We start from the raw sequence: 19067 nt of genomic DNA on the forward strand, positions 1-19067 counted from the left end.
GATTTGCAATGGTAAATAACATTGTTCCTATTCCCGGATATGTCCATCTCTACCGCTCCATGCTGCGGTTTTACGATATGCCCAGCGCGGAGCTGAAAGAAATGCTCTATCTTCTGAATACCGCCAACCTGGACAGCTATGGCTTCCACCACCCGGAGGCGCATGTGGTCGAGAGCGGCCCGGTAGCTTTCTGCGGCTGGCTGGATCATCGGTATGCCCGCCCTTACCGGACGGAAGTGCAGCTTTATAAATCCCTGCTGGCCCTGAAACGCAGCATTGACCGGGATTGTATTGTCACCTCCCAGCGGGAAGCCCTTCAAATGCTCCGGTGCGTGATCTCCAACCTGGAATACCGCTTTTATAAAGCCTACAACATGGAATTTGAGGATAAGCGCACGGTGTATTCCGAGTGTGCCTTCCGGCTGATCCCGCGGGAGAACGAACCCAGCGTGTGCCTGATGCACGATTGGATTTATCTTCCTACGGCGTAAAGTGGGGTGAGTTATGACACAAAAAGAATTTCAGGCTGTTTTTCGGGAACAGGTACGGCAGTGTGAAGGGCTTCTGATTCAGAAGGCCAAAGAATATACCGGCGACAACCCGGACCGGCTCAGCGCCTTCAAAGCGGCGGCTGCGATCCAGGACAGCACCCCGCAGCGTGCGTTGGCCGGGATGATGGCAAAGCACATCATCTCCATTTATGATATGTGCTTTACGGACCGGAAAACTTTTGAGCTGGCTGTCTGGGAGGAAAAGATCACTGACAGCCTTAACTATCTGTTTTTATTAAAAGCTGTGATAAAGGAGGAATTGGAATATCAACCAGATTGAAACTAAAATTTTGAACTGCACTGCGGTACAGGAAGCGGAGAAAAACATGGTGTTTGCGGCCAGGCTCACCCAGCGGGGCCATAAGATCCATTCTATGGATGACCTTCTGGCTCTTTATGAGAAAGGCTATACTTCCGAGACGGTCAAACGGATTGCCTCTCTGCCTCATCCCGCCGTACAGAAGTTTTCGGTTATCACGGTGGCGGTTGTGGGCGCCAGCAGGCGCTTTCTGGCGCAGATCACCCGGCACCAAAATGAAGTCAAATTTATCAGCGCGTCCCTGCAATACAGCAATTACGCGGGACAGGCCGATTTTGTGGTGCCTTATGAAATCCTTACGGCCAGCCAGTGGGTGCATGGTTTTTACCTAAAAAAATGCCGGGCTGCCATGGAGCATTACGCGGATATAGGAGCCTGTGGGATTTCCAGGGACGCCGCGGGGTACCTTGCCCCGCAGAGCCTCCGCAATGTGCTGATAATCAGCGCCACGCCTTACCAGTGGAAGCACATGATCGGCCAGCGGACTTGCCGCCGCAATACGGATGAAACACGCTTTGTCCTGCTGAAAATATGGGCGGACCTGTATGCGCTGGACCCGGAACTATTTAGCCCGGAACTTGCCGGCCCCTTCTGCCAGCGGGAGGGATGTCTGGAAAAAGATATGTCCTGCGGCTGCCCGTGTGAAAAAGGGGCGCTGCCTCTTGACCTGCTGCGTCAGGACTATCCTGCCGCACTGGAAGGAGGCCGCCAGTGAAAATCAGGATCATTGATTTCGGGCTGCCGGAGAACCACCGTCCCCTCCGCTCCCACGCCAATGACGCCGGGGCGGATGTCTATATGCCATTTGACTGTACCCTGGAGCCTGGCGGGATCGCTAAAATCCCGCTGGGCTTTGGCCTGGAGGTGCCGGACGGCTATGCTGCCTATGTGTTCCCAAGGAGCAGCCTTGCGGCAAAAGGGGTGGTCTGTGAACTGCCCCCTGTGGATTCCGGCTACCGGGGCGAAATCCATGCCATTGTCAGCAATGTGGGAAATGAGGCCCGGACGCTTCCGAAAGATTCCAGGATCGGGCAGCTTATCATCATGCCCGTGGTGATCGCGGACTTTGTAAATGACCTGGGCGGCGAACGCGGCAAGGGTGCTTTCGGCAGCACGGGGAAATAACTTTTGTCTTTGTATAAATATTTTCTGTGTGGATAACTTAAAAATAAGGCCAGGTACTATACAGATGTAACCAATCCTATATAATATTGGTTATATCCGGGAGCAAAATACGATTTTAAACTGTTTTATTCCTTACAAAGAATAGAAAGTGGCCAGCCTCCCTTATATGTGACTGACCACTTCTACTTTTTGTTATTCAGTTCTTTCATAATGCCGAGGATGTAAGACATTGTTTTGAAATCCAGCTTCTTTGCCTCTGTGATAAATTCCTTTAAAGCGGCGGGATTCGGATTGCCTTCATCGAAAAATTCCTGTGGTGTTACGCCCAGGTATTCACAGATATAAAAGAAGGATTGCATAGAAGGAAGCGTTTTCTTGTTCTCCACGTTGTTGATATAGTTGTTGGCCTGTCCAAGCGACAGCGACATATCCCGTGCGGAAACACCCTTCTGCATCCTCAATTTTGCCAGCCTTTCCGGGACAAAATCTTCGTACACCATAGTCACCTCCCATTCTATAATAGATTGTACCTTACAGGCTGGCTCTATTCGCTAAATGAAAAGGGGTATTTGAGTTGACACGCTAAATATAACCTATTAAAATAAGAGGTATGGTAGTTTTCAACTATCATCTGAAAGGGAGGCTGCAACATGAAAGAAAAAGTATGCGGAGTAACCGGACACCGGGAAATCCCCGCTGAATATATGGAGCAGGCAGAGCAAGGTCTGCGGCGCGAAATCGAAAAAGCCATTGCGGACGGCTATACTTACTTTATTTCCGGTTTTGCTGACGGTGCAGATCAGCTATTTGCCGGGATTGTTCTGGAAAAGGCCAAAGATAATCCGGCGCTGCGCCTGGAGGCGGCGATTCCTTACCGCAACCGCTATAAGCGGCTGATGGAGGACGAGCGGACCAGGGCCATGCTGGAGGCATGTGCGAAGGTCGAGGTTATCAGCGAAGAATGGGCTTCCAATGTCTATATGAAGCGCAACCGCTATATGGTAGGCCAGGCAGACCGGGTGATCGCTGTCTATGATGGGCGGGAAAAAGGCGGCACAGTGTCCACGATCCGCATGGTTCACGCCCAGCGGAAAGAAATGCGGGAGATCCCTGTGGGACCTTATCTTCCTGAAAGAATGATAAATCTTGGATATTTCAGGAATACTTCGGGTAGATAAGGATTTGTCAGTGTGGTAAAATAAGAAACATAAGTGGACAAATCCGTAATTTGGGGAGATGTTATTTATGGAAATAAAAAAAATAGATGAAATTCAAATTACCAACGCCATTGACCTAATTTGGTCAACATTTCTACAATTTGAAGCTCCTGATTATTCAGAGGAAGGTATTCAGTCATTCAAAGATTTTATAGATAATAAAGAAATACTTAAAACTTTAGAATTTTGGGGAGCGTACGATAATAAAGAGTTAAAAGGCGTTATTGCTACAAACGATAACCGAAAACATATTTGTTGTTTCTTCGTTAAAGCCCAGTATCATAGACAAGGTATTGGTAGAAAACTTTGGGAATATCTTCGTGAAAATAGTCAAAGTAAAGTCATTACAGTTAATTCTTCTCCGTATGCGGTTCCTGTCTATCATAAGTTGGGCTTTGTGGACTTGGACATTGAACAAGTATCTGATGGTATGAGATACACCCCTATGAAATATGAGCGTTAAATCCAAAGTTGTCAAATAAAACTGAATACCGTGAGCTTACGCCGCAGATCCTTTCTGCGGCGTTTTGCTATATAACCCTGGCGCAAAGGTATTCTTATCCCTTTGCGCTTTTTTCATATTCAAAATCCAAAGGAGGTGTGGCACATGTGGGGCGCAGTATCACATTTTCTGTCTTTCACGCTTGGCACAATCGCAGGCGTAACTTTGATGTGTCTGCTGCAGGCCGGAAGGCAGGCAGACGAGCAATTTACAAAATTCTTTGATAAAAAGGGAGGTTCGGACGAATGAAGTTAGTGATAGCCGAAAAGCCCAGCGTGGCCCAATCTTTGGCCGCAGTGCTGGGAGCAAAGGAGAAAAAAGATGGGTATCTGGAGGGCGGCGGTTGGCTGGTGTCCTGGTGCGTGGGCCATCTGGTGGAGCTGGCCCAACCGGAAGTCTATGGGGAGCAGTATGCCAAATGGCGGTATGCGGATCTGCCTATCCTTCCCACCCATTGGAAATATGATGTGGCAAAGGATAAGAAAAAGCAGCTTGGCGTCCTGCGCCGTTTGATGGAGGATAAACGTGTGGACGCTGTGGTGTGCGCTACCGATGCTGGCCGGGAAGGTGAACTGATCTTCCGGCTGGTCTATCAGCAGGCCGGGTGCAGCAAACCTATTCTCCGGCTCTGGATCAGCTCTATGGAGGACGCGGCTATCCGTGATGGATTTGAACACCTGCGGCCCGGCGCCGACTATGATCTGCTTTATCAGGCGGCGCTCTGCCGGGCAGGGGCGGACTGGCTTGTGGGAATTAACGCCACCCGCCTTTTCTCTGTCCTGTATGGCGATACCTTGAATGTGGGCCGTGTAATGACGCCGACACTGGCGCTGATCGTCCAGCGGGAAGATGCGATCCGCTCTTTCCAAAGCAAACCTTTCTATGTGCCGGAACTCACCTGCGGAGGGTTTACCGCTGCCGGGGAGAAGCTGGAGGACAAAGCGGCTGCGGAGGCAATACAGACAGTTTGTGATGGAAAGCCTGCCGTTGTCTGCAAAGTGGAGCGGCAGAAAAAGACTGTCCAGCCGCCCCGCCTTTACGATTTAACTACGTTGCAACGGGCGTGCAACCGCTTGTATGGCTTCACTGCCCAACAGACCCTTGATTATTTACAAAGCCTGTATGAGAAAAAGTTGGCGACCTATCCGAGAACAGATAGCCAGTATATCACAGCGGATATGCAGGCCACAGTCGGCTCTCTGGCCCTGTGGCTGTGGCAGAATATGCCTTTTGGCAAGGACAGCACCACGGCGCCGGAGCTGGAAGGAATCATTGATGACAGCAAGGTAACGGACCACCATGCCATTCTCCCCACAGTGGAGATAGCCCGCACCGACCTGTCTGCTTTGCCTGCCGGTGAGCGGGATGTCCTGATGCTTCTTGCCTGCCGCCTTCTCTGTGCTACCGCCCAGCCCCACCGCTTTGAGGCGGTGCTGGCAGTTTTAGAGTCCGAGGGCCATACATTTACCGCCAAAGGGAAAACGATTCTGCATGAGGGATGGAAAGGCATTGAACAGGCTTTCCGTGCCAGCCTGAAACAAAAACAGCCGGAGGACGGTGACGAAAATACGTCTTGTCTGCCGGAGCTGAAAAAAGGACAGAGATTTGAAAAAGCTGCCGCCACGATCCGGGAAGGCAAAACCAGCCCGCCCAAGCACTACACCGATGTGATATTTTGTGAGCGTAAGGAGTGGATAGGAATTGAAGAAAGGAGTTCAGCATGAGAAGAAAAAAAGATAAAAGCAATGGCATTACTGCTTTGTATGAAAGACTGTCTCGTGATGATGATAATGCTGGAGAGAGTAACAGTATAGTTCATCAAAAGCAAATGCTTGAAGATTATGCTATGAAACATGGTTTTACGAATCTTGTTCATTTTACCGATGATGGTTGGAGTGGAGCGACCTTTGACAGACCTTCATGGAACAGACTTGTTGAAGGTGTTAAAAACGGAGAAATCACTGCCTGTATCTGCAAAGATATGTCCAGAATCGGCAGAGACCATTTGCAAGTAGGTTTTTTCACTGACATTCTGTTTAGAGAAAAGGAAGTTCGATTTATAGCAATCAATAATGGTATTGACAGTGACCGTCAAGAAACCAGTGAGTTTGCCCCTTTTCTGAATATCATGAATGAGTGGTTTGTCAGGGACACAAGTAAGAAAATTAAAGCTGTACTGAAATCCAGAGGTTCTTCCGGCAACGCTCATACAAGTAATATCCCACCATACGGCTATTTGAAAGACCCCGAAAACCCCGACCATTGGATTATTGATGAAGAAGCTGCTGAAGTAGTCCGCAGAATTTATCGCATGACTATTGAGGGAAAAGGACCTTATCAGATAGCAAGAGAACTTTCAGAAGAAAAAATTGAAAGACCATCTTATTATCTTGGCAAAAAGGGACTTGGAAATCATGCAAGCAACTATGACAAAGAAAATCCGTATATGTGGCGAGGAAATCAGGTTACTACTCTGATTGCCCGACCAGAGTATATCGGAAAGACTGTCAACTTCAGGACATTCAAAAATTCCTATAAGGACAAAAAGACGAAAAGGGCAGATAAGGAAGATTGGGTGGTTTTTGATGATACACAAGAGCCTATTGTCGATGAAGAAACATGGCTGCTTGCTCAAAAGTTAAGACAGAATGTAAGAAAAGCAGATCCTATGGGCGAGCCTAATGTTCTGACCGGAAAGATTTACTGTGCTGATTGTGGTGCGCCGATGTATAATCACAGGCAGCGGAAAGGGCGAGAAAGAATATACTATACTGCCAAAGGCGAAAAAAGGACAAGTTATTCCAATCCGGCAGATTGTTATGAATGTTCCACATATAATCTTGCTTATCAGAAGTATGACCGACATTGTACTTGCCACCATATTTCAACAAAAGCACTTAAAAGCATCATTCTGAAAACCATACAGGAGACTTGCCATTATGTTTCTTTGAATGAGCGGGAGTTTGTTTATTCTCTGCAAGAAGAATCGGCGATGAAAGATATTGCTGTTTCTGAAACTGTAAAAAACCGCATTGAAAGAAATCAGAAGCGAGTTCACGAACTGGATATGCTTATCAGGAAAATCTATGAAGATAATGTGATTGGAAGATTGCCGGACAGACTTTTTCAGAGTATGCTTACTGATTATGAAAATGAGCAGAACGAGCTGAACAAGATTATTGAGACTGACACCGCTGATATGCAACGGATTATAGGCGGTCAAAATAATGTGGAGCGTTTTCTAAAGCTGGTTAAAAAGTATGAGAATATTACAGAACTTACTCCTGCCATGATAAATGAATTTATCGACAAAATTCTGGTTCACGAGCCACAAGGAAAAGGTGCAGACCGCACCACAGAGGTGGAGATATATCTTAACTATGTCGGGCAATTTCAAGTACCTGTGGAGCAGCATGAACCAACAGAGGAAGAAAGGATTGCTGCTGAAAAAGAGGCGGAACGACTTCGCAGAAAACGAGAATCCAATCGTAAGTATATGAAAAAGATTCGTGAGAAATCAAAAGAATTTGCGGAGCATGAGCGTATAGCAGAAGAAAAAAGTTCTGATAGCAATGTGTGTGTTGAACAGAACGTCACAAGCAAATCAAATCGGCAAAAAGTGAAAGGAGAAAAAATAGCATGACAGAATTGAAATCACGAATCCATGACAAAAGCAACGGTCTGGACTATGTTCTTGTGGGCGATTACTATGTGCCGGACTTGAAGCTACCGGAGGAACACCGCCCTATCGGTATGTGGGGCAGACTGCACAGGACATATTTGGAGCAGTACCGCCCTACAAGGTTCTCTGCCCTCTGTTTATCCGGCGAACTGCATACTTACCTTGCTGACCTGGACGAACAGGCAACGGAAAGGTGCAGCCTTATCATTGAGCAGATGAAACAAGCCGAGGGCGTGACCGAAACCATGAAAGCAGACAATCAGATGTTGTGGGTACAGTCCATGAACTCTATCCGTAACCGAGCCGAAGAAATCATCAGACAGGAAATGATTTACTGCTGATTTTATCAAGTCCAAAACCAACAAATTTGTATCGTAAACGAAGCGACAGGTATTTCCTTATGAAGTGTCTGTCGCTTTTCATTTATCAAACTTTAAGGAGGAAAACACAATGAAGATGAACCGGAATGAAATGGAAGCCCTTTATGCCTTTGGCTGTCCGAACCTGAAAGCAACTGTCGAGCGTTTGCGTATGGTAGCTGCCCTTGCACCCGATCCAGTGGCGAAGAAGCTGTTTTATATGCTTTCCGTCAAGCTGAGTGCTGAGGGTGTTGAAAGGTGGTATCGCTGCTTTTACTGCAAGCTGCGTGTGTTGAAAAACCATAGGGAGGGCTGCTATGACGAGACTGACGAAGATTGAGAAAGAAACAATCGTTCTCTTTAATGAGGGCGAGGACAAGGCAAATATCTACACCCACAACGCCGGATTGAAAAAGAGGTTGGCTGCTTTTGCTAAGAAGTACCCTGACCTTTGCCGACTGGAAAAATCCAATGTTCAAGGCGGTGTTTCTTATGAGCTGGCAAAGTCCCGTCTGTCTATCCGTTTCCTGCCGCCTTACAGTGAGGAACGCAGACAGAAAGCCAGCGAATATGCGAAAAAGCATGGGCTGAACAGCCAGCAGGGATAATGTGATAATCAGGGCTGATATGCGGTTAAAATGTCAGGTGCAGACCTGATGTTTTGACCGTTGCCTATCGCCTGTGAGGAAAGTATCGGGGACTATGGATTTTGCGGAAATGTGCGTTACAAGGCTTGAACAGGAACTCTGTACACAAAATTTTTTCTTCCATTCTTTAAGTTGATGAAGTATAATGAGATATGAAAAATTGAGGTTTTTAATACTCGATTTCAAACAATCATTTTTATATAGCTGGAACTATGGAGGGCAAAAATGAATAATTTTTTACGAATGTGTTTTAATATAATTACACAAATAGGTCCCTATTTAGTTGTACTTCTTCTTTTGAAATATCTTGTAAATCTTCAACAAAAGAGAGCTAAAGAACGAGAGGAAGAACAGAAAAAGGGAATAATTAGAACGCATTATACAATAAAAACAGAGAAATTCCTTGTCGTGGCATTTATCGTAGGTACAATATTTTTTGCTTGTTGTACGGCTATGAGTCTTAGGGAAAAAGAAGATATGTTTGTCATTTGTATATTTGGAATATTTTTTTTAGTAGGCATAAGCGGAATAGTCAATATGGTAATGTGGAAACTGGAAGTGAACGGAGATGAAATCACATGGCGTTCAACTTTTGGCAGAAAGAGAACTTTTCACTTTGAAGACATTACCTATTGCGAGAGAAAGAAAGGTTCTATGCGTGTATATGTAAATGGAGAAAAATTATTTACCATTGATAGTAATATTGACAAAGAAGAATTTATGGAGGATATAGAGAGAAGAAGAATCCCTGTAAAATCTTACTGGGCAAATCAGCATAAGAAAAATCGTAAATGACATAGATTTTATAACAGTACGATGTTAGACAACTGAATATGACCGTTAAGGTCAGGTGAAGAAACCGATGTATTGAGCGTAAAGCGATCATGCGTCGGTTTTTCTTATTTCATGAGCTGACAGAATTCCGACTGTATATCACCCGTGAGGAAAGTATCGGGGACTATGGATTTTGCAGAAATGTGCGTTACAGGTAAGTAAAAAAACTACTTGATAGAGTGTAAATTGAATTGTTCATATCGGTATGATATAATTTACTGAAATGAAGCAAGAAGGTGGACTTTTGTATGAAAAAATTTTTGAAAATATTGCTAATCGTTATAGGAATAGTTTTTTTGATTTTTGCAGCGCTGATATGTATTGGACTGTTTGTTGATTATGATGACCATATTGAAAATGGTCGTTATACTTATGTTCCGGAAGAAGAAAACAAAGGAAATGAGTATATCGAGTTTAAGTTGACAGATAATGGAAAAGACGATTCTAAACTTACATATTATAATTCTATCGAAGAAGCTATTTTGAATTCCCCCTTAAAAGCAGAACATGAAGATTTATCAGCTCCAGAAGATTTTCTTAATCATGTTGATGAAATATTGCATATATGGAATGGCAAACAGTATGATACGATTTTCTATCGAGCAGGAAGTGATAACGATCCCGTTCAAGGTTTTGTGATTGCACGCTGCAAAAAACAGATAGAAAATGAAAGTACACAATATGCGTTTGTAAATGCCACACCATCTGCCACTACACCAGATACCACTTATGGGGGAGACTTCAAAAAATTTATCCATTTATCTTTAACAATAAGTGATATTCAACAAGACTTAAATCCAAATTATCCAGATACCAGATTCGTTTTTGGCTATGCACATGATAAAGAAATTTACTCATTAGAAGTAGAGGGTCAAAAGCCAGATGGAATTATAGAATATGAAGAATATGGTAGAACGATGTATATGTGGTATTATAACGATTTGGAAAGCAATAAAAGAGGCGATTGTCTGAGCTACTCAGTAGATGTGCCAGAATAATTTTTCAAATTGGCTAATCTGCCACAACTGAATATGACCGTTAAGGTCAGATGAAGAAACCGATGTATTGAGCGTAAAGCGATCATGCGTCGGTTTTTCTTTTTGCAAAATAGTCCGGTGGACTGTTTTGCAAAACCGAAGGAACTGACAGAGCTTGAGACGGGGCGAAGTCAGTTTGTTCGGGCGGGAGTACAGAGGGTGCAACCCTTTGTGCATGGGTACAGGGAATGCAATACCCCTGTGCAGGTCAAGGGCGGCAGCCTTGCCCAGTTAAGTGGCGTTTCGCCACTTAGTACTGGGTATTACTTGACGCAGAAAGCCGCAAGGAATCAGCTTCGCTGCCCTTCTCCCCTGTCGGGGAAATCAAAAAGAAAAGGAGGAACTCATGTGAAATTAACAAGGCACAATGGACGAGCTGGAAAGAATGGCGTTTATAATCCGAAGCACAATGACCGCAGTTTTGACATTGCCAACAGCGAACACATTGACGAAGAACGAGCCAAACAAAATCTCTATTGGGACTGTTACAATGGCTTCCGCAATTTCAAAAATCCCGATAAGGAAAATGAGCTGTCTGCCACTTTTGAAGATGTGGAACAGCTTTTTTATCGTCAGCGGTATCGTGATTTTGTAACCGGACAGAACGAAAGAAATGTGAAGAACCGACACCCTGAAAGGAATAAGGAAACCGGTGATTTGCTCAAAAGCAAAAAGACCTGTCCAGAGGAAACGGTCTATCAGATTGGAACACTTGATAATCATGTTCCACCGGAACTGCTCATTGAGATTGTCACAGAATTTATGGAAATCGTAAATGAGCGTTTCGGCTCTCATGTCCATATCCTGAATTGGGCGCTGCACTTGGATGAAAGCACCCCTCATATTCACGAGCGTCATGTGTTCGACTGTGAAAATCAATATGGGGAGATTGCCCCACAACAGGAAAAGGCTTTGGAAGCACTGGGATTTGAACTGCCGGAACCGGAGAAGCCTGTCGGAAGAAAAAATAACCGCAAGATGACTTTCGATTCAGCCTGCCGAGTGTTGCTGTTCGATGTGGCGAAAAAGCATGGCTTACAACTGGAAGAAGAACCCGAATATGGTGGTCGTGCTTATCTGGAAAAACAGGACTATATTCTTTTCAAGCAAAAGGAGCAACTGGCAGCACAGGAGCAAAAGTTGGAAGAACTCACGATGAAGATTGAAGATGTGGAAGCTCTGGTGGACGAGGTTGCCGATATTGCCTATGACAAGGCGGTTGAGGTCGTTGCTGATACTGTAAAACTGGAAACGCACAAGGAGGATATTAAGCTGGTGGAGCAGTCTAAAGCGTGGGTTCTCTCCCCTGAGCGTAAGGCTTCAAAGAAAGAAGTTGAGTATGCAGTGAAACGATTGGATGGCGTGATTGCCAGAATCACAAACGCTATGAAATCAACCATTCAGAAAATCCAAACCACGCTGATGAAACCGGAGGTCAAAAAAGCCGGAACGGAGCAAATCAAGAAGAAAGCTAAAAGTTCCATTATAGAGCAGTTGAGCCGCAAAAAGAAAGAAATAGCAGAGCGTGAAGTCAGCCGGACGGATCAGGCAAAAAGCAAAAAACAGGATATGGAACTCTAAAGCACTTGCTGTTTTCACTTTGAAAATGACAGGTGCTTTTGCTTTAGGGAGTAAGAAAATATCTTCCATTCTTTAGGTTGATGAAGTATAATGATAGTAAGAAATTTTTTGTAATGACCTTAATCCAATAAGTGATTTTGCAATTATTCAGTAAAGGATGTAATTATATGAAAAAAGTATTGTTGCTTTCCAGTGTGATTATTATACTCGGTTTAACAGGCTGCTCTAACAAATATTTCAATGACTGGTTTAGCTCTGAACAAAATGAAACGGATAAGATGTGTCAACAAATTATCGAGGCATGTAAGCAACAGGATTCAGAGAAACTAAAATCTCTATTTTCCGAAGAAAGCAAAAAGAACATTGAGAATTTAGACACTGAAATCTCTGCTTTTTTCGATTATATTGAGGGCAGTATCCAAAGGTTTGAGGGCGATTGTGCATCATCAAGTGAAAGCAACTATGGTAAAAGGAAAACGGAATTGGATGGTATGTATCTCATATTGACAGAGAAGGAAAGGTATTGTATGAATTTTTATATGTATAGTCAGGATGATGAAAATGCCCAAAATGTGGGGATATATAAAATTGAAATTGCATTGGAGAGCGAAGTGGCTGAGGATAATTTTATATGGGATAATCCCCCAAACGGTATTTTTGTTGGAGGACAAAATTGATTTTTGTTATGAGAGAACATTAAAGTATAAATTTCGGATGGTATAAGAAAAACTGACTACAATTAAATCTTCACAGCTTTACTAAGCAGGAAATCTGAAAAGTTCTCCTGCTTTTTTGCACTCAAAATAGAATGTGGAACTCTAAGACACTTGCTGTCTTCGTTTTGAAAATGACAGGTGCTTTTGCTTTGGGAGGCAAGAAAAAATCTTCCATTCTTTAGGTTGATGAAGTATAATGTAAGCAACAAACTTGAAGTTTAAGGGGATGATATTATGGATTTTGCTATATTTAGATTGTTTATAAGAGTTTCATTATTTGTTATAGCGTTAATTGCTTGCATTATCTATCTAATTAAAAAAAGAAAACTTATCTATTCGATATTTTTTGATAAAGAAGCGATAAAAAAAGAATATACTGGAAAAAATGATATAATATTTCTTCGATTGGCTAATACCATTCTTGTTATAGTAGCTATTCTTTTAATCTTATATTTGAAAGATTTTGTTTTAGATATGCCTTACATCATAAACAAACAGTATAGTTATGCAGAAGGATATGTAACTGAACAATCTCATGGTGGTGCAGATATATCTTCTGAAAGAAGAAGTGTTTTTCTATATGATAAAGTTAAAGATGATGAAATCGAAATCACAGTATTTTCAAGGTATATTGATAAAAATACTTATTTAAAGGTACAATATCTTCCGCATACGAAATATGGTGCTATTGTAGAAATTAAATAATTCATTCTAAAAAGAAAATTTCCAGTTTGTATAACTGGCAACCCAACCACAATTAAATCTTCACAGCTTTGCTAAGCAGGAAATCTGAAAAGGTCTCCTGCTTTTTTGCACCTAAAATTAAATATGGAACTCTAAGGCACTTGCTGTTTTCGTTTTGAAAATGACAGGTGCTTTTTTCGTTTCAGGAAAGGAGTCACATGAATGTATTTGAAGTTGTAAAAGAAAATGTTACTGCCCGACAAGCCGCAGAAGCCTATGGCTTGAAAGTGGGTCGCACAGGTATGGCGTGCTGTCCGTTTCACTCAGATAAGTCCCCCAGTATGAAGCTGGATGAACGCTATTACTGTTTTGGCTGCGGAGCAACCGGAGACGCTGTTGATCTCACAGCGAAGCTATTCGGTATCGGGCTGAGGGAAGCTGCTGTCAAACTTGCTGAAGATTTTGGTCTTAACTATGACAGCCGACAAAAGCCCAGTGTCCGCCCTCGTATTCGTGAGCCGACACCGGAACAGAAGTATCAAAAAGGAGAAAATCATTGCTACAAGGTGCTGACGGATTATTTTCATCTTCTTAGAGAATGGGAAAAGAAATACGCTCCTAAACAGCCGGATGAGGAATGGAATCCCCTGTTTGCAGAAGCACTGCATAAGAAGAACTATATCGAATATCTGCTTGATATTCTTCTGTATGGTTCATTGGAGGAACGAAAAGCACTTGTGGCAGAACAGAGAAAGGAGGTGTTAAAACTTGAACAGCGAATTGCAGAACTGTCAGCAGACAGAACCATGCACAGTAGAAGAAATCCGAAACAGCTTAGAGCAGAGCGAGAAAGGTAAGGTTTATAATACTGCCGCAAATTATAAGCGTGTTCTGCAATATGACCCGCTTTTGAAAGGGGCTATCCGAAAAAATCTTCTGACCGAAAGAATCGACATTGTGAAGCCCCTCGGTTGGTATCGTGACAGCCCGACATTGACGGATGTGGATGTGAAATATCTGCTCCTATATTTTGAAGAAAACTATGGATTGACCGTAGAGAAGAAAATCATAGACGCAGTTGCGGTTATTGCCAATGAAAACCGTTACCACCCTGTCTGTGATTTTCTCAATGCCTTGCAATGGGACGGAACGGAACGCATACGCTTCTGTCTGCACCGCTTTCTCGGTTCTGATACAGATGATTACACCTATGAAGCATTGAAGTTGTTTCTGTTGGGTGCTATCTCACGAGCCTTTAAGCCGGGGTGTAAATTTGAGGTAATGCTCTGTCTTGTAGGCGGTCAGGGAGCCGGAAAGTCCTCTTTCTTCCGTTTGCTTGCGGTCAATGATGACTGGTTCTCTGATGATTTGAAAAAGCTGGATGATGAAAATGTGTACCGCAAAATGCAGGGGCATTGGATTATTGAAATGTCGGAAATGATTGCAACTGCCAACGCTAAGAGCATTGAAGAAATCAAGTCCTTTCTGAGCCGACAAAAGGAAACCTATAAGATACCCTATGAAACACATCCGGCAGACAGAAAACGACAATGTGTGTTTGGAGGTTCTTCTAATACCCTTGACTTTCTTCCCCTTGACCGAACAGGCAACCGCCGCTTCGTTCCGGTTATGGTCTATCCTGAAAGGGCTGAGGTTCATATTTTGGCGGATGAACAGGCTTCCAGAGAGTATATCAATCAGATGTGGGCAGAAGCTATGGAGATTTACAGAAGCGGCAATTTCCGTCTGAGATTCAGTCCGGCTATGAACGCTTATCTGAAAGCCCACCAAAAGGACTTTATGCCGGAGGACACAAAGGCAGGACAGATTTTAGATTATCTGGAACGCTATTCCGGCAGCATAGTCTGCTCCAAACAGCTTTACAAAGAAGCACTGGGGCATGATTATGACGAACCGAAACAATGGGAACTGCGAGAGATCAATGACATTATGAATAACGCTGTCACAGGCTGGAGGGCGTTCAGCAATCCGAGGTATTTTCCAGAGCCTTACCGCAGACAAAAAGGCTGGGAGCGTATCAGGAACGACAACGAGCCTGACAACAGCATGGATGGTTTTCAAGAAATCCCGACAGAGGAAATGGAACAGTTAGGGCTTCCGGAAGAATGGTTGAAGCAAAAATAAAAGCCAGTTGTCGCTTCGGTTGTCGAGCCGGTTGTCGGTCTGGTTGTCGGGTAAAAATCCCGAAAGCCTTGATATTGCGGCACTTTTCCCTCTCTGACAACCATGACAACCAATATTATAAAGAAAAAGGAAATAGTAAAAAGATAGTATCGCCCGATAAAGAAAAAAGGTTTTCTGATGTCCGTTGTCGGAACTTCGTTGTCAGACCTTTCCTTGTCGGGCTTTTTTCATTTAAGGAGGAATATCGTATGACAAATATTGTGAACAGTACACTACCCACCCAAAATAACCATTCGGAGAAAAACAAACCGGATGGAGTTTTTGTGATTAAGCAAGGCAAAACAAATTATAAAGTCAAAGTGTTTTTTGACCATAGTAGCGGTTTGACTGCGGAGGACAGGTTGAAACGCATTATTCAGGCAGAAGCAGAGAGAGAATCTGCGTAAGTAATATGAAAAATATCCACGCACCCCCTTGACAAAAGCTTTCAGAAGATTCTTTGCTTGCGGCTATGGAGACAGCCGGTGCGGAGGATATGCCGGAGGACGCCGAGCGGAAAGGGCTGGGCACTTCGGCCACCCGTGCCGCCACACTGGAAAAGCTGGTGTCCACGGGATTTGTCCAGCGGAAAAAGAAACAGCTTTTGCCTACGGATAAGGGCGTCAACCTGATTGCCGTCCTGCCCGATGTGATAAAATCCCCGGCGCTCACGGCAGAATGGGAGTCCATGCTGAAACAGGTGGAACGCGGAGAAATGACGGCTGACGCTTTCATGGAAGGAATTGCCGGTTTGATCCGTGACCTGATCCGGCAGAACACCGCCCCTGATCCGGCCTATTCCTCTTTGTTCGGAAGCAAAAATGCAGCCAATCGGGAAGCTGTCGGCACCTGCCCCCGGTGCGGCGGCGCTGTCTATGAGGGGAAGAAAGGCTTCTTCTGTGAAAATGAAGCCTGCGCCTTTGCTCTTTGGAAAGAAAACCGGTTCTTTTCCAGTAAAAAGAAAACCATCACAAAAACAGTTGCCGCGGCGCTCTTAAAGGAGGGCCGCGTTTCCATGTCCGGGCTTTTCAGTGAGAAAACCGGCAAAACCTATGACGCTGTGGTGGTGCTGGATGATACGGGCGAAAAGTATGTGAATTTCAAGCTGGAATTTCCGCAGCAGCGGGGACGGAAGAAATGACCGGCCCGCCGCGGGAGCTGACCCGCTCCGAGCGTGCAGCGATCCGAAGGCTGGTAACAGGCTTATGCGCCAACTATGACGAGCGGGAAAAGCTCTGCCTTCCCCTGGACTGCCCCTGCTATATGCTTCATAAATGGTGGACCGGCTGCCTTTGCCGGTATTTTGAGCGGTCTGTGCTGCCGGTTGAACCGGCGCTGGAAGCAGTTCTGACGGGAAACGATACTTCCCAGCGCCAGAAAAAATGCCCGGTATGCGGGAAGCTGTATCTTCCCACCACCAGCCAGGCGTATTGTTCTGACGCCTGCCGGATCTGGGCCAGACGGGACGCGGATAAAAAGCGCAAGCGCCGGATTCGCCAGCACAAGGGATGATATGTCTGCAACTTAGCCTATTTACGCCTTGATTTATAAGGCTTTCCGGCCACGCTTTTACAGGCGGCAAGAGATTTATACTCTGCCCCTCAATAGGAAGGTTAAGTTGCGGACAAAAGGTAAATGTAACTGGCCGGAAATCAACTTTTAGGAGGGATGTGTATTTGAAGATTGCGCGTGTATTTCCACGCCGTACAAAAGCAACGCCGGATGATCCTCTGGCATTTACCGGACCGCCGCCAAAGGGCGGCTTGCCGGATATTGAAGAAGTACATGTTTCTGTGGCCTTTACCTATGACATGGAGAAGGCGTGCCAGCTTGCTGAACAGTGGATGAAGCTGGGTGTCCCTGTCCACATGGGCGGCCCCGCTTTCAATATGCCTGGCGGTGATTTCATGCCGGGGATGTATCTGAAAAAAGGTTATGTTATCACTTCAAGGGGCTGCCCCAACCGCTGCTGGTTCTGTTCCGTCCCCAGGCGGGAAGGCGGAAGGCTTAGGGAACTGCCGATCACCGAAGGGAATATAGTGCTGGACGATAACCTGCTTGCCTGTTCCCGGCAGCATATTGAAGCGGTATTTGAAATGCTGGGCAGGCAGAAAGAGCTTCCGGCCTTTACGGGCGGGCTGGAGGCCCGCCTTCTTCGGCCCTGGCATGTGGACCTTCTGCGGGAATCCAGGACGCAGCGCATGTATTTTGCCTATGACACCCCGGATGATTATGAGCCGCTTGTGGAGGCCGGGCGGCTTTTGCAGGCCGGAGGATTCGAGAGAAAATCACATAAAGCCTGCTGTTATGTCCTGATCGGCTACCGGGGCGATACCATGGAGGCAGCGGAAAAACGTCTGCGGGACGCCTGGAAAGCCGGATTTATCCCTTATGCCATGCTCTACCGGGATGAAAAAGGCATTGTAGACAGCGAGTGGAGAAAATTTCAGCGGCTTTGGGTCCGTCCTGCGATTGTAATGAGCCAACTGAAAGAATCTGACGGGAGGTGATGATACGGAGAAGGAAAAACTTGAAGTCGTGCCGGTAGTCCCCGCAATGATGAAGCTGGATGTGGCGGTCCAGGCTTTTGATATGCAGGATATTTCAAACCGGCGCTTTATGTATAATCCCAAGACCGGTATTCTGGTTTTGGGCCAGCAGTACGGGAAAACAAGAGGGTTGCCCGGCAGCCATACCGATGATCTGGCTCAGGCCGGAATCAAAAACGGCTTTGATGATTTTGTGCGCGGCTGGGTGGGCACTGGAAAAAACTATCCCGCAGGGATTATTCATTTTGCCCCCCCCCAATGTAGACGCCCAAAACATTTCCCTGTTCAACCGGGCGTTTGACACTTTAGAAATGTTTCAGCGCAACGGTGCGCTTCCCGATACCGTAGTCCGGGGATTTGGCAGGCAGTGGGAACAGGCGCTTTCCGAAGTCCTTTCCCCGGCTCATAACGAGAGGATCTCAAACCAGGAGGAATCTATGGAAATTCAGAATATCACGGTGGAGGACCTTCGCCGTATGGAGGATAAAGAAGGGCTTGTTTTGCAGGGCTGCGGCGGTGATCCTGGCGAATGGGTCCAGGGGATCAATGACCTATTGGCGCAGAAAGGGATTCTTTTGGAAGGAACCACTTTTACCCATGTGAGCGTATTCCAAAATGAGGGGCTTACCTGCCTGCTGTTCCCTTTTGATGATGTCAAGCTGGATATAGGGAAACTTGCCATGTGGCGTCTGCAAACCCATGATACTTTTGGCGGCACCTGGTTATCCGATTATATCGACAACCGCCTGGGCCATGAACCGGCGCAGGAAACGCCAGGGAAACCGGATTGCCCGCTGATCGGCCAGGACGGGAACATTTTCAACCTGGTAGGCATTGCTTCCCGCACTCTCAAAGCCCATGGGATGCCAGAACAGGCGAAAGAAATGGCGGGCCGGGTATTTTCCTGTGACAGCTATCATAAGGCGCTTTGTATTATAGGGGAATATGTCAATATCACTTCGGCTGACCGGGAGGCCGGGCGGCCTCACTCTATCCGGCAGCAGCTTAAAAATAATAAAGCCCCGGAAACGGCTGCCCCTAAAAAGGCGGCAAAGGAGCCGGAACGATAAGGAGGATGTG

General features: G+C 45.4%; 25 protein-coding genes and 1 pseudogene. 25 read left to right on the forward strand and 1 reads right to left on the reverse strand.

Features of this window, described 5'->3' with window-relative positions:
- The first annotated feature begins 8 nt into the window (after window positions 1–8).
- From LK436_RS01395 to LK436_RS01410, 4 genes are read left to right on the forward strand one after another with little or no spacing between them, the layout of a single operon-like run.
- The gene (locus tag LK436_RS01395; RefSeq protein ID WP_044930250.1) at window positions 9–491 is read left to right on the forward strand and encodes a hypothetical protein; all 483 of its coding nucleotides are present in this window, start codon (window positions 9–11) and stop codon (window positions 489–491) included.
- 13 nt (window positions 492–504) lie between these two features.
- Window positions 505–831 (forward strand): hypothetical protein, encoded by a 327-nt coding sequence (locus tag LK436_RS01400; RefSeq protein WP_008394483.1) that lies wholly within the window; start codon window positions 505–507, stop codon window positions 829–831.
- Window positions 818–1585 carry an FAD-dependent thymidylate synthase gene (locus tag LK436_RS01405; protein WP_044930251.1) on the forward strand — a complete coding sequence of 256 codons (768 nt, stop codon included), beginning with the start codon at window positions 818–820 and terminating at the stop codon, window positions 1583–1585. Before LK436_RS01400 ends, LK436_RS01405 begins: the two co-directional genes overlap by 14 nt.
- Window positions 1582–1995, forward strand: a complete 414-nt coding sequence (locus tag LK436_RS01410; protein WP_008394486.1) for a dUTP diphosphatase — start codon at window positions 1582–1584, stop codon at window positions 1993–1995. Before LK436_RS01405 ends, LK436_RS01410 begins: the two co-directional genes overlap by 4 nt.
- A gap of 182 nt (window positions 1996–2177) precedes the next feature.
- Here the strand turns inward: LK436_RS01410 and LK436_RS01415 are convergent, their stop codons facing one another.
- A complete protein-coding gene (locus tag LK436_RS01415) occupies window positions 2178–2492 on the reverse strand; it encodes a helix-turn-helix domain-containing protein (protein ID WP_044930415.1) in 315 nt (104 codons plus the stop codon).
- Window positions 2493–2645: 153 nt separating this feature from the next.
- Here LK436_RS01415 and LK436_RS01420 point away from each other — a divergent pair, with 153 nt between their 5' ends.
- The 21 genes and pseudogenes from LK436_RS01420 (at window position 2646) to LK436_RS01520 (ending at window position 19057) form a co-directional block, all read left to right on the forward strand.
- Window positions 2646–3173, forward strand: a complete 528-nt coding sequence (locus tag LK436_RS01420; protein ID WP_008394488.1) for an SLOG family protein — start codon at window positions 2646–2648, stop codon at window positions 3171–3173.
- A 67-nt stretch (window positions 3174–3240) separates the two neighbouring features.
- Window positions 3241–3675, forward strand: coding sequence for a GNAT family N-acetyltransferase (locus tag LK436_RS01425; protein WP_049931611.1), 435 nt, complete (start codon window positions 3241–3243; stop codon window positions 3673–3675).
- A 144-nt stretch (window positions 3676–3819) separates the two neighbouring features.
- Complete coding sequence (locus LK436_RS01430) at window positions 3820–3963, forward strand: DUF3789 domain-containing protein (RefSeq protein WP_008394490.1); 144 nt, start codon at window positions 3820–3822, stop codon at window positions 3961–3963.
- Window positions 3960–5438: a DNA topoisomerase gene (locus tag LK436_RS01435; protein WP_008394491.1), complete on the forward strand. Its 1479-nt coding sequence runs from the start codon at window positions 3960–3962 to the stop codon at window positions 5436–5438. Before LK436_RS01430 ends, LK436_RS01435 begins: the two co-directional genes overlap by 4 nt.
- Window positions 5435–7357, forward strand: coding sequence for a recombinase family protein (locus LK436_RS01440; protein WP_005930780.1), 1923 nt, complete (start codon window positions 5435–5437; stop codon window positions 7355–7357). The genes LK436_RS01435 and LK436_RS01440 overlap by 4 nt, the downstream gene beginning before the upstream one ends.
- A complete protein-coding gene (locus LK436_RS01445; RefSeq protein WP_005930786.1) occupies window positions 7354–7737 on the forward strand; it encodes a TnpV protein in 384 nt (127 codons plus the stop codon). The genes LK436_RS01440 and LK436_RS01445 overlap by 4 nt, the downstream gene beginning before the upstream one ends.
- A 109-nt stretch (window positions 7738–7846) precedes the next feature.
- The gene (locus LK436_RS01450) at window positions 7847–8095 is read left to right on the forward strand and encodes a hypothetical protein (RefSeq protein WP_005930789.1); all 249 of its coding nucleotides are present in this window, start codon (window positions 7847–7849) and stop codon (window positions 8093–8095) included.
- Complete coding sequence (locus LK436_RS01455; protein ID WP_005930793.1) at window positions 8073–8363, forward strand: hypothetical protein; 291 nt, start codon at window positions 8073–8075, stop codon at window positions 8361–8363. Before LK436_RS01450 ends, LK436_RS01455 begins: the two co-directional genes overlap by 23 nt.
- 264 nt (window positions 8364–8627) lie before the next feature.
- Window positions 8628–9197, forward strand: coding sequence for a DUF6560 family protein (locus LK436_RS01460; protein WP_044930254.1), 570 nt, complete (start codon window positions 8628–8630; stop codon window positions 9195–9197).
- Window positions 9198–9484: 287 nt separating this feature from the next.
- Window positions 9485–10234, forward strand: a complete 750-nt coding sequence (locus LK436_RS01465; RefSeq protein WP_005930799.1) for a hypothetical protein — start codon at window positions 9485–9487, stop codon at window positions 10232–10234.
- A gap of 84 nt (window positions 10235–10318) precedes the next feature.
- On the forward strand, window positions 10319–11854 hold the full coding sequence (locus tag LK436_RS01470; RefSeq protein ID WP_008394494.1) for a hypothetical protein: 1536 nt from the start codon (window positions 10319–10321) through the stop codon (window positions 11852–11854).
- 167 nt (window positions 11855–12021) lie between these two features.
- A complete protein-coding gene (locus LK436_RS01475) occupies window positions 12022–12531 on the forward strand; it encodes a DUF5104 domain-containing protein (RefSeq protein ID WP_008394495.1) in 510 nt (169 codons plus the stop codon).
- Between the two features lie 273 nt (window positions 12532–12804).
- Window positions 12805–13275: a hypothetical protein gene (locus LK436_RS01480; RefSeq protein ID WP_008394496.1), complete on the forward strand. Its 471-nt coding sequence runs from the start codon at window positions 12805–12807 to the stop codon at window positions 13273–13275.
- Between the two features lie 197 nt (window positions 13276–13472).
- A complete protein-coding gene (locus tag LK436_RS01485) occupies window positions 13473–14111 on the forward strand; it encodes a CHC2 zinc finger domain-containing protein (protein ID WP_003864559.1) in 639 nt (212 codons plus the stop codon).
- On the forward strand, window positions 14023–15399 hold the full coding sequence (locus LK436_RS01490; RefSeq protein ID WP_044930255.1) for a virulence-associated E family protein: 1377 nt from the start codon (window positions 14023–14025) through the stop codon (window positions 15397–15399). The genes LK436_RS01485 and LK436_RS01490 overlap by 89 nt, the downstream gene beginning before the upstream one ends.
- A gap of 248 nt (window positions 15400–15647) precedes the next feature.
- Complete coding sequence (locus tag LK436_RS01495) at window positions 15648–15845, forward strand: hypothetical protein (protein ID WP_003864557.1); 198 nt, start codon at window positions 15648–15650, stop codon at window positions 15843–15845.
- Window positions 15846–15886: 41 nt separating this feature from the next.
- A pseudogene (locus LK436_RS01500) lies at window positions 15887–16579 on the forward strand (DNA topoisomerase); the annotation flags it as partial.
- On the forward strand, window positions 16576–16950 hold the full coding sequence (locus LK436_RS01505; protein ID WP_008394499.1) for a cysteine-rich VLP protein: 375 nt from the start codon (window positions 16576–16578) through the stop codon (window positions 16948–16950). The pseudogene LK436_RS01500 and the gene LK436_RS01505, both read left to right, overlap by 4 nt.
- 158 nt (window positions 16951–17108) lie before the next feature.
- Window positions 17109–17948 carry a hypothetical protein gene (locus LK436_RS01510; RefSeq protein ID WP_008394500.1) on the forward strand — a complete coding sequence of 280 codons (840 nt, stop codon included), beginning with the start codon at window positions 17109–17111 and terminating at the stop codon, window positions 17946–17948.
- Between the two features lie 46 nt (window positions 17949–17994).
- Window positions 17995–18288, forward strand: coding sequence for a hypothetical protein (locus LK436_RS01515; RefSeq protein WP_008394501.1), 294 nt, complete (start codon window positions 17995–17997; stop codon window positions 18286–18288).
- Between the two features lie 136 nt (window positions 18289–18424).
- Window positions 18425–19057, forward strand: a complete 633-nt coding sequence (locus LK436_RS01520) for a hypothetical protein (RefSeq protein WP_044930419.1) — start codon at window positions 18425–18427, stop codon at window positions 19055–19057.
- Window positions 19058–19067: the final 10 nt, after the last annotated feature.

The sequence above is a fragment of the Clostridium sp. M62/1 genome, from assembly GCF_020736365.1.
Classification (GTDB): domain Bacteria; phylum Bacillota; class Clostridia; order Lachnospirales; family Lachnospiraceae; genus Otoolea; species Otoolea saccharolyticum_A.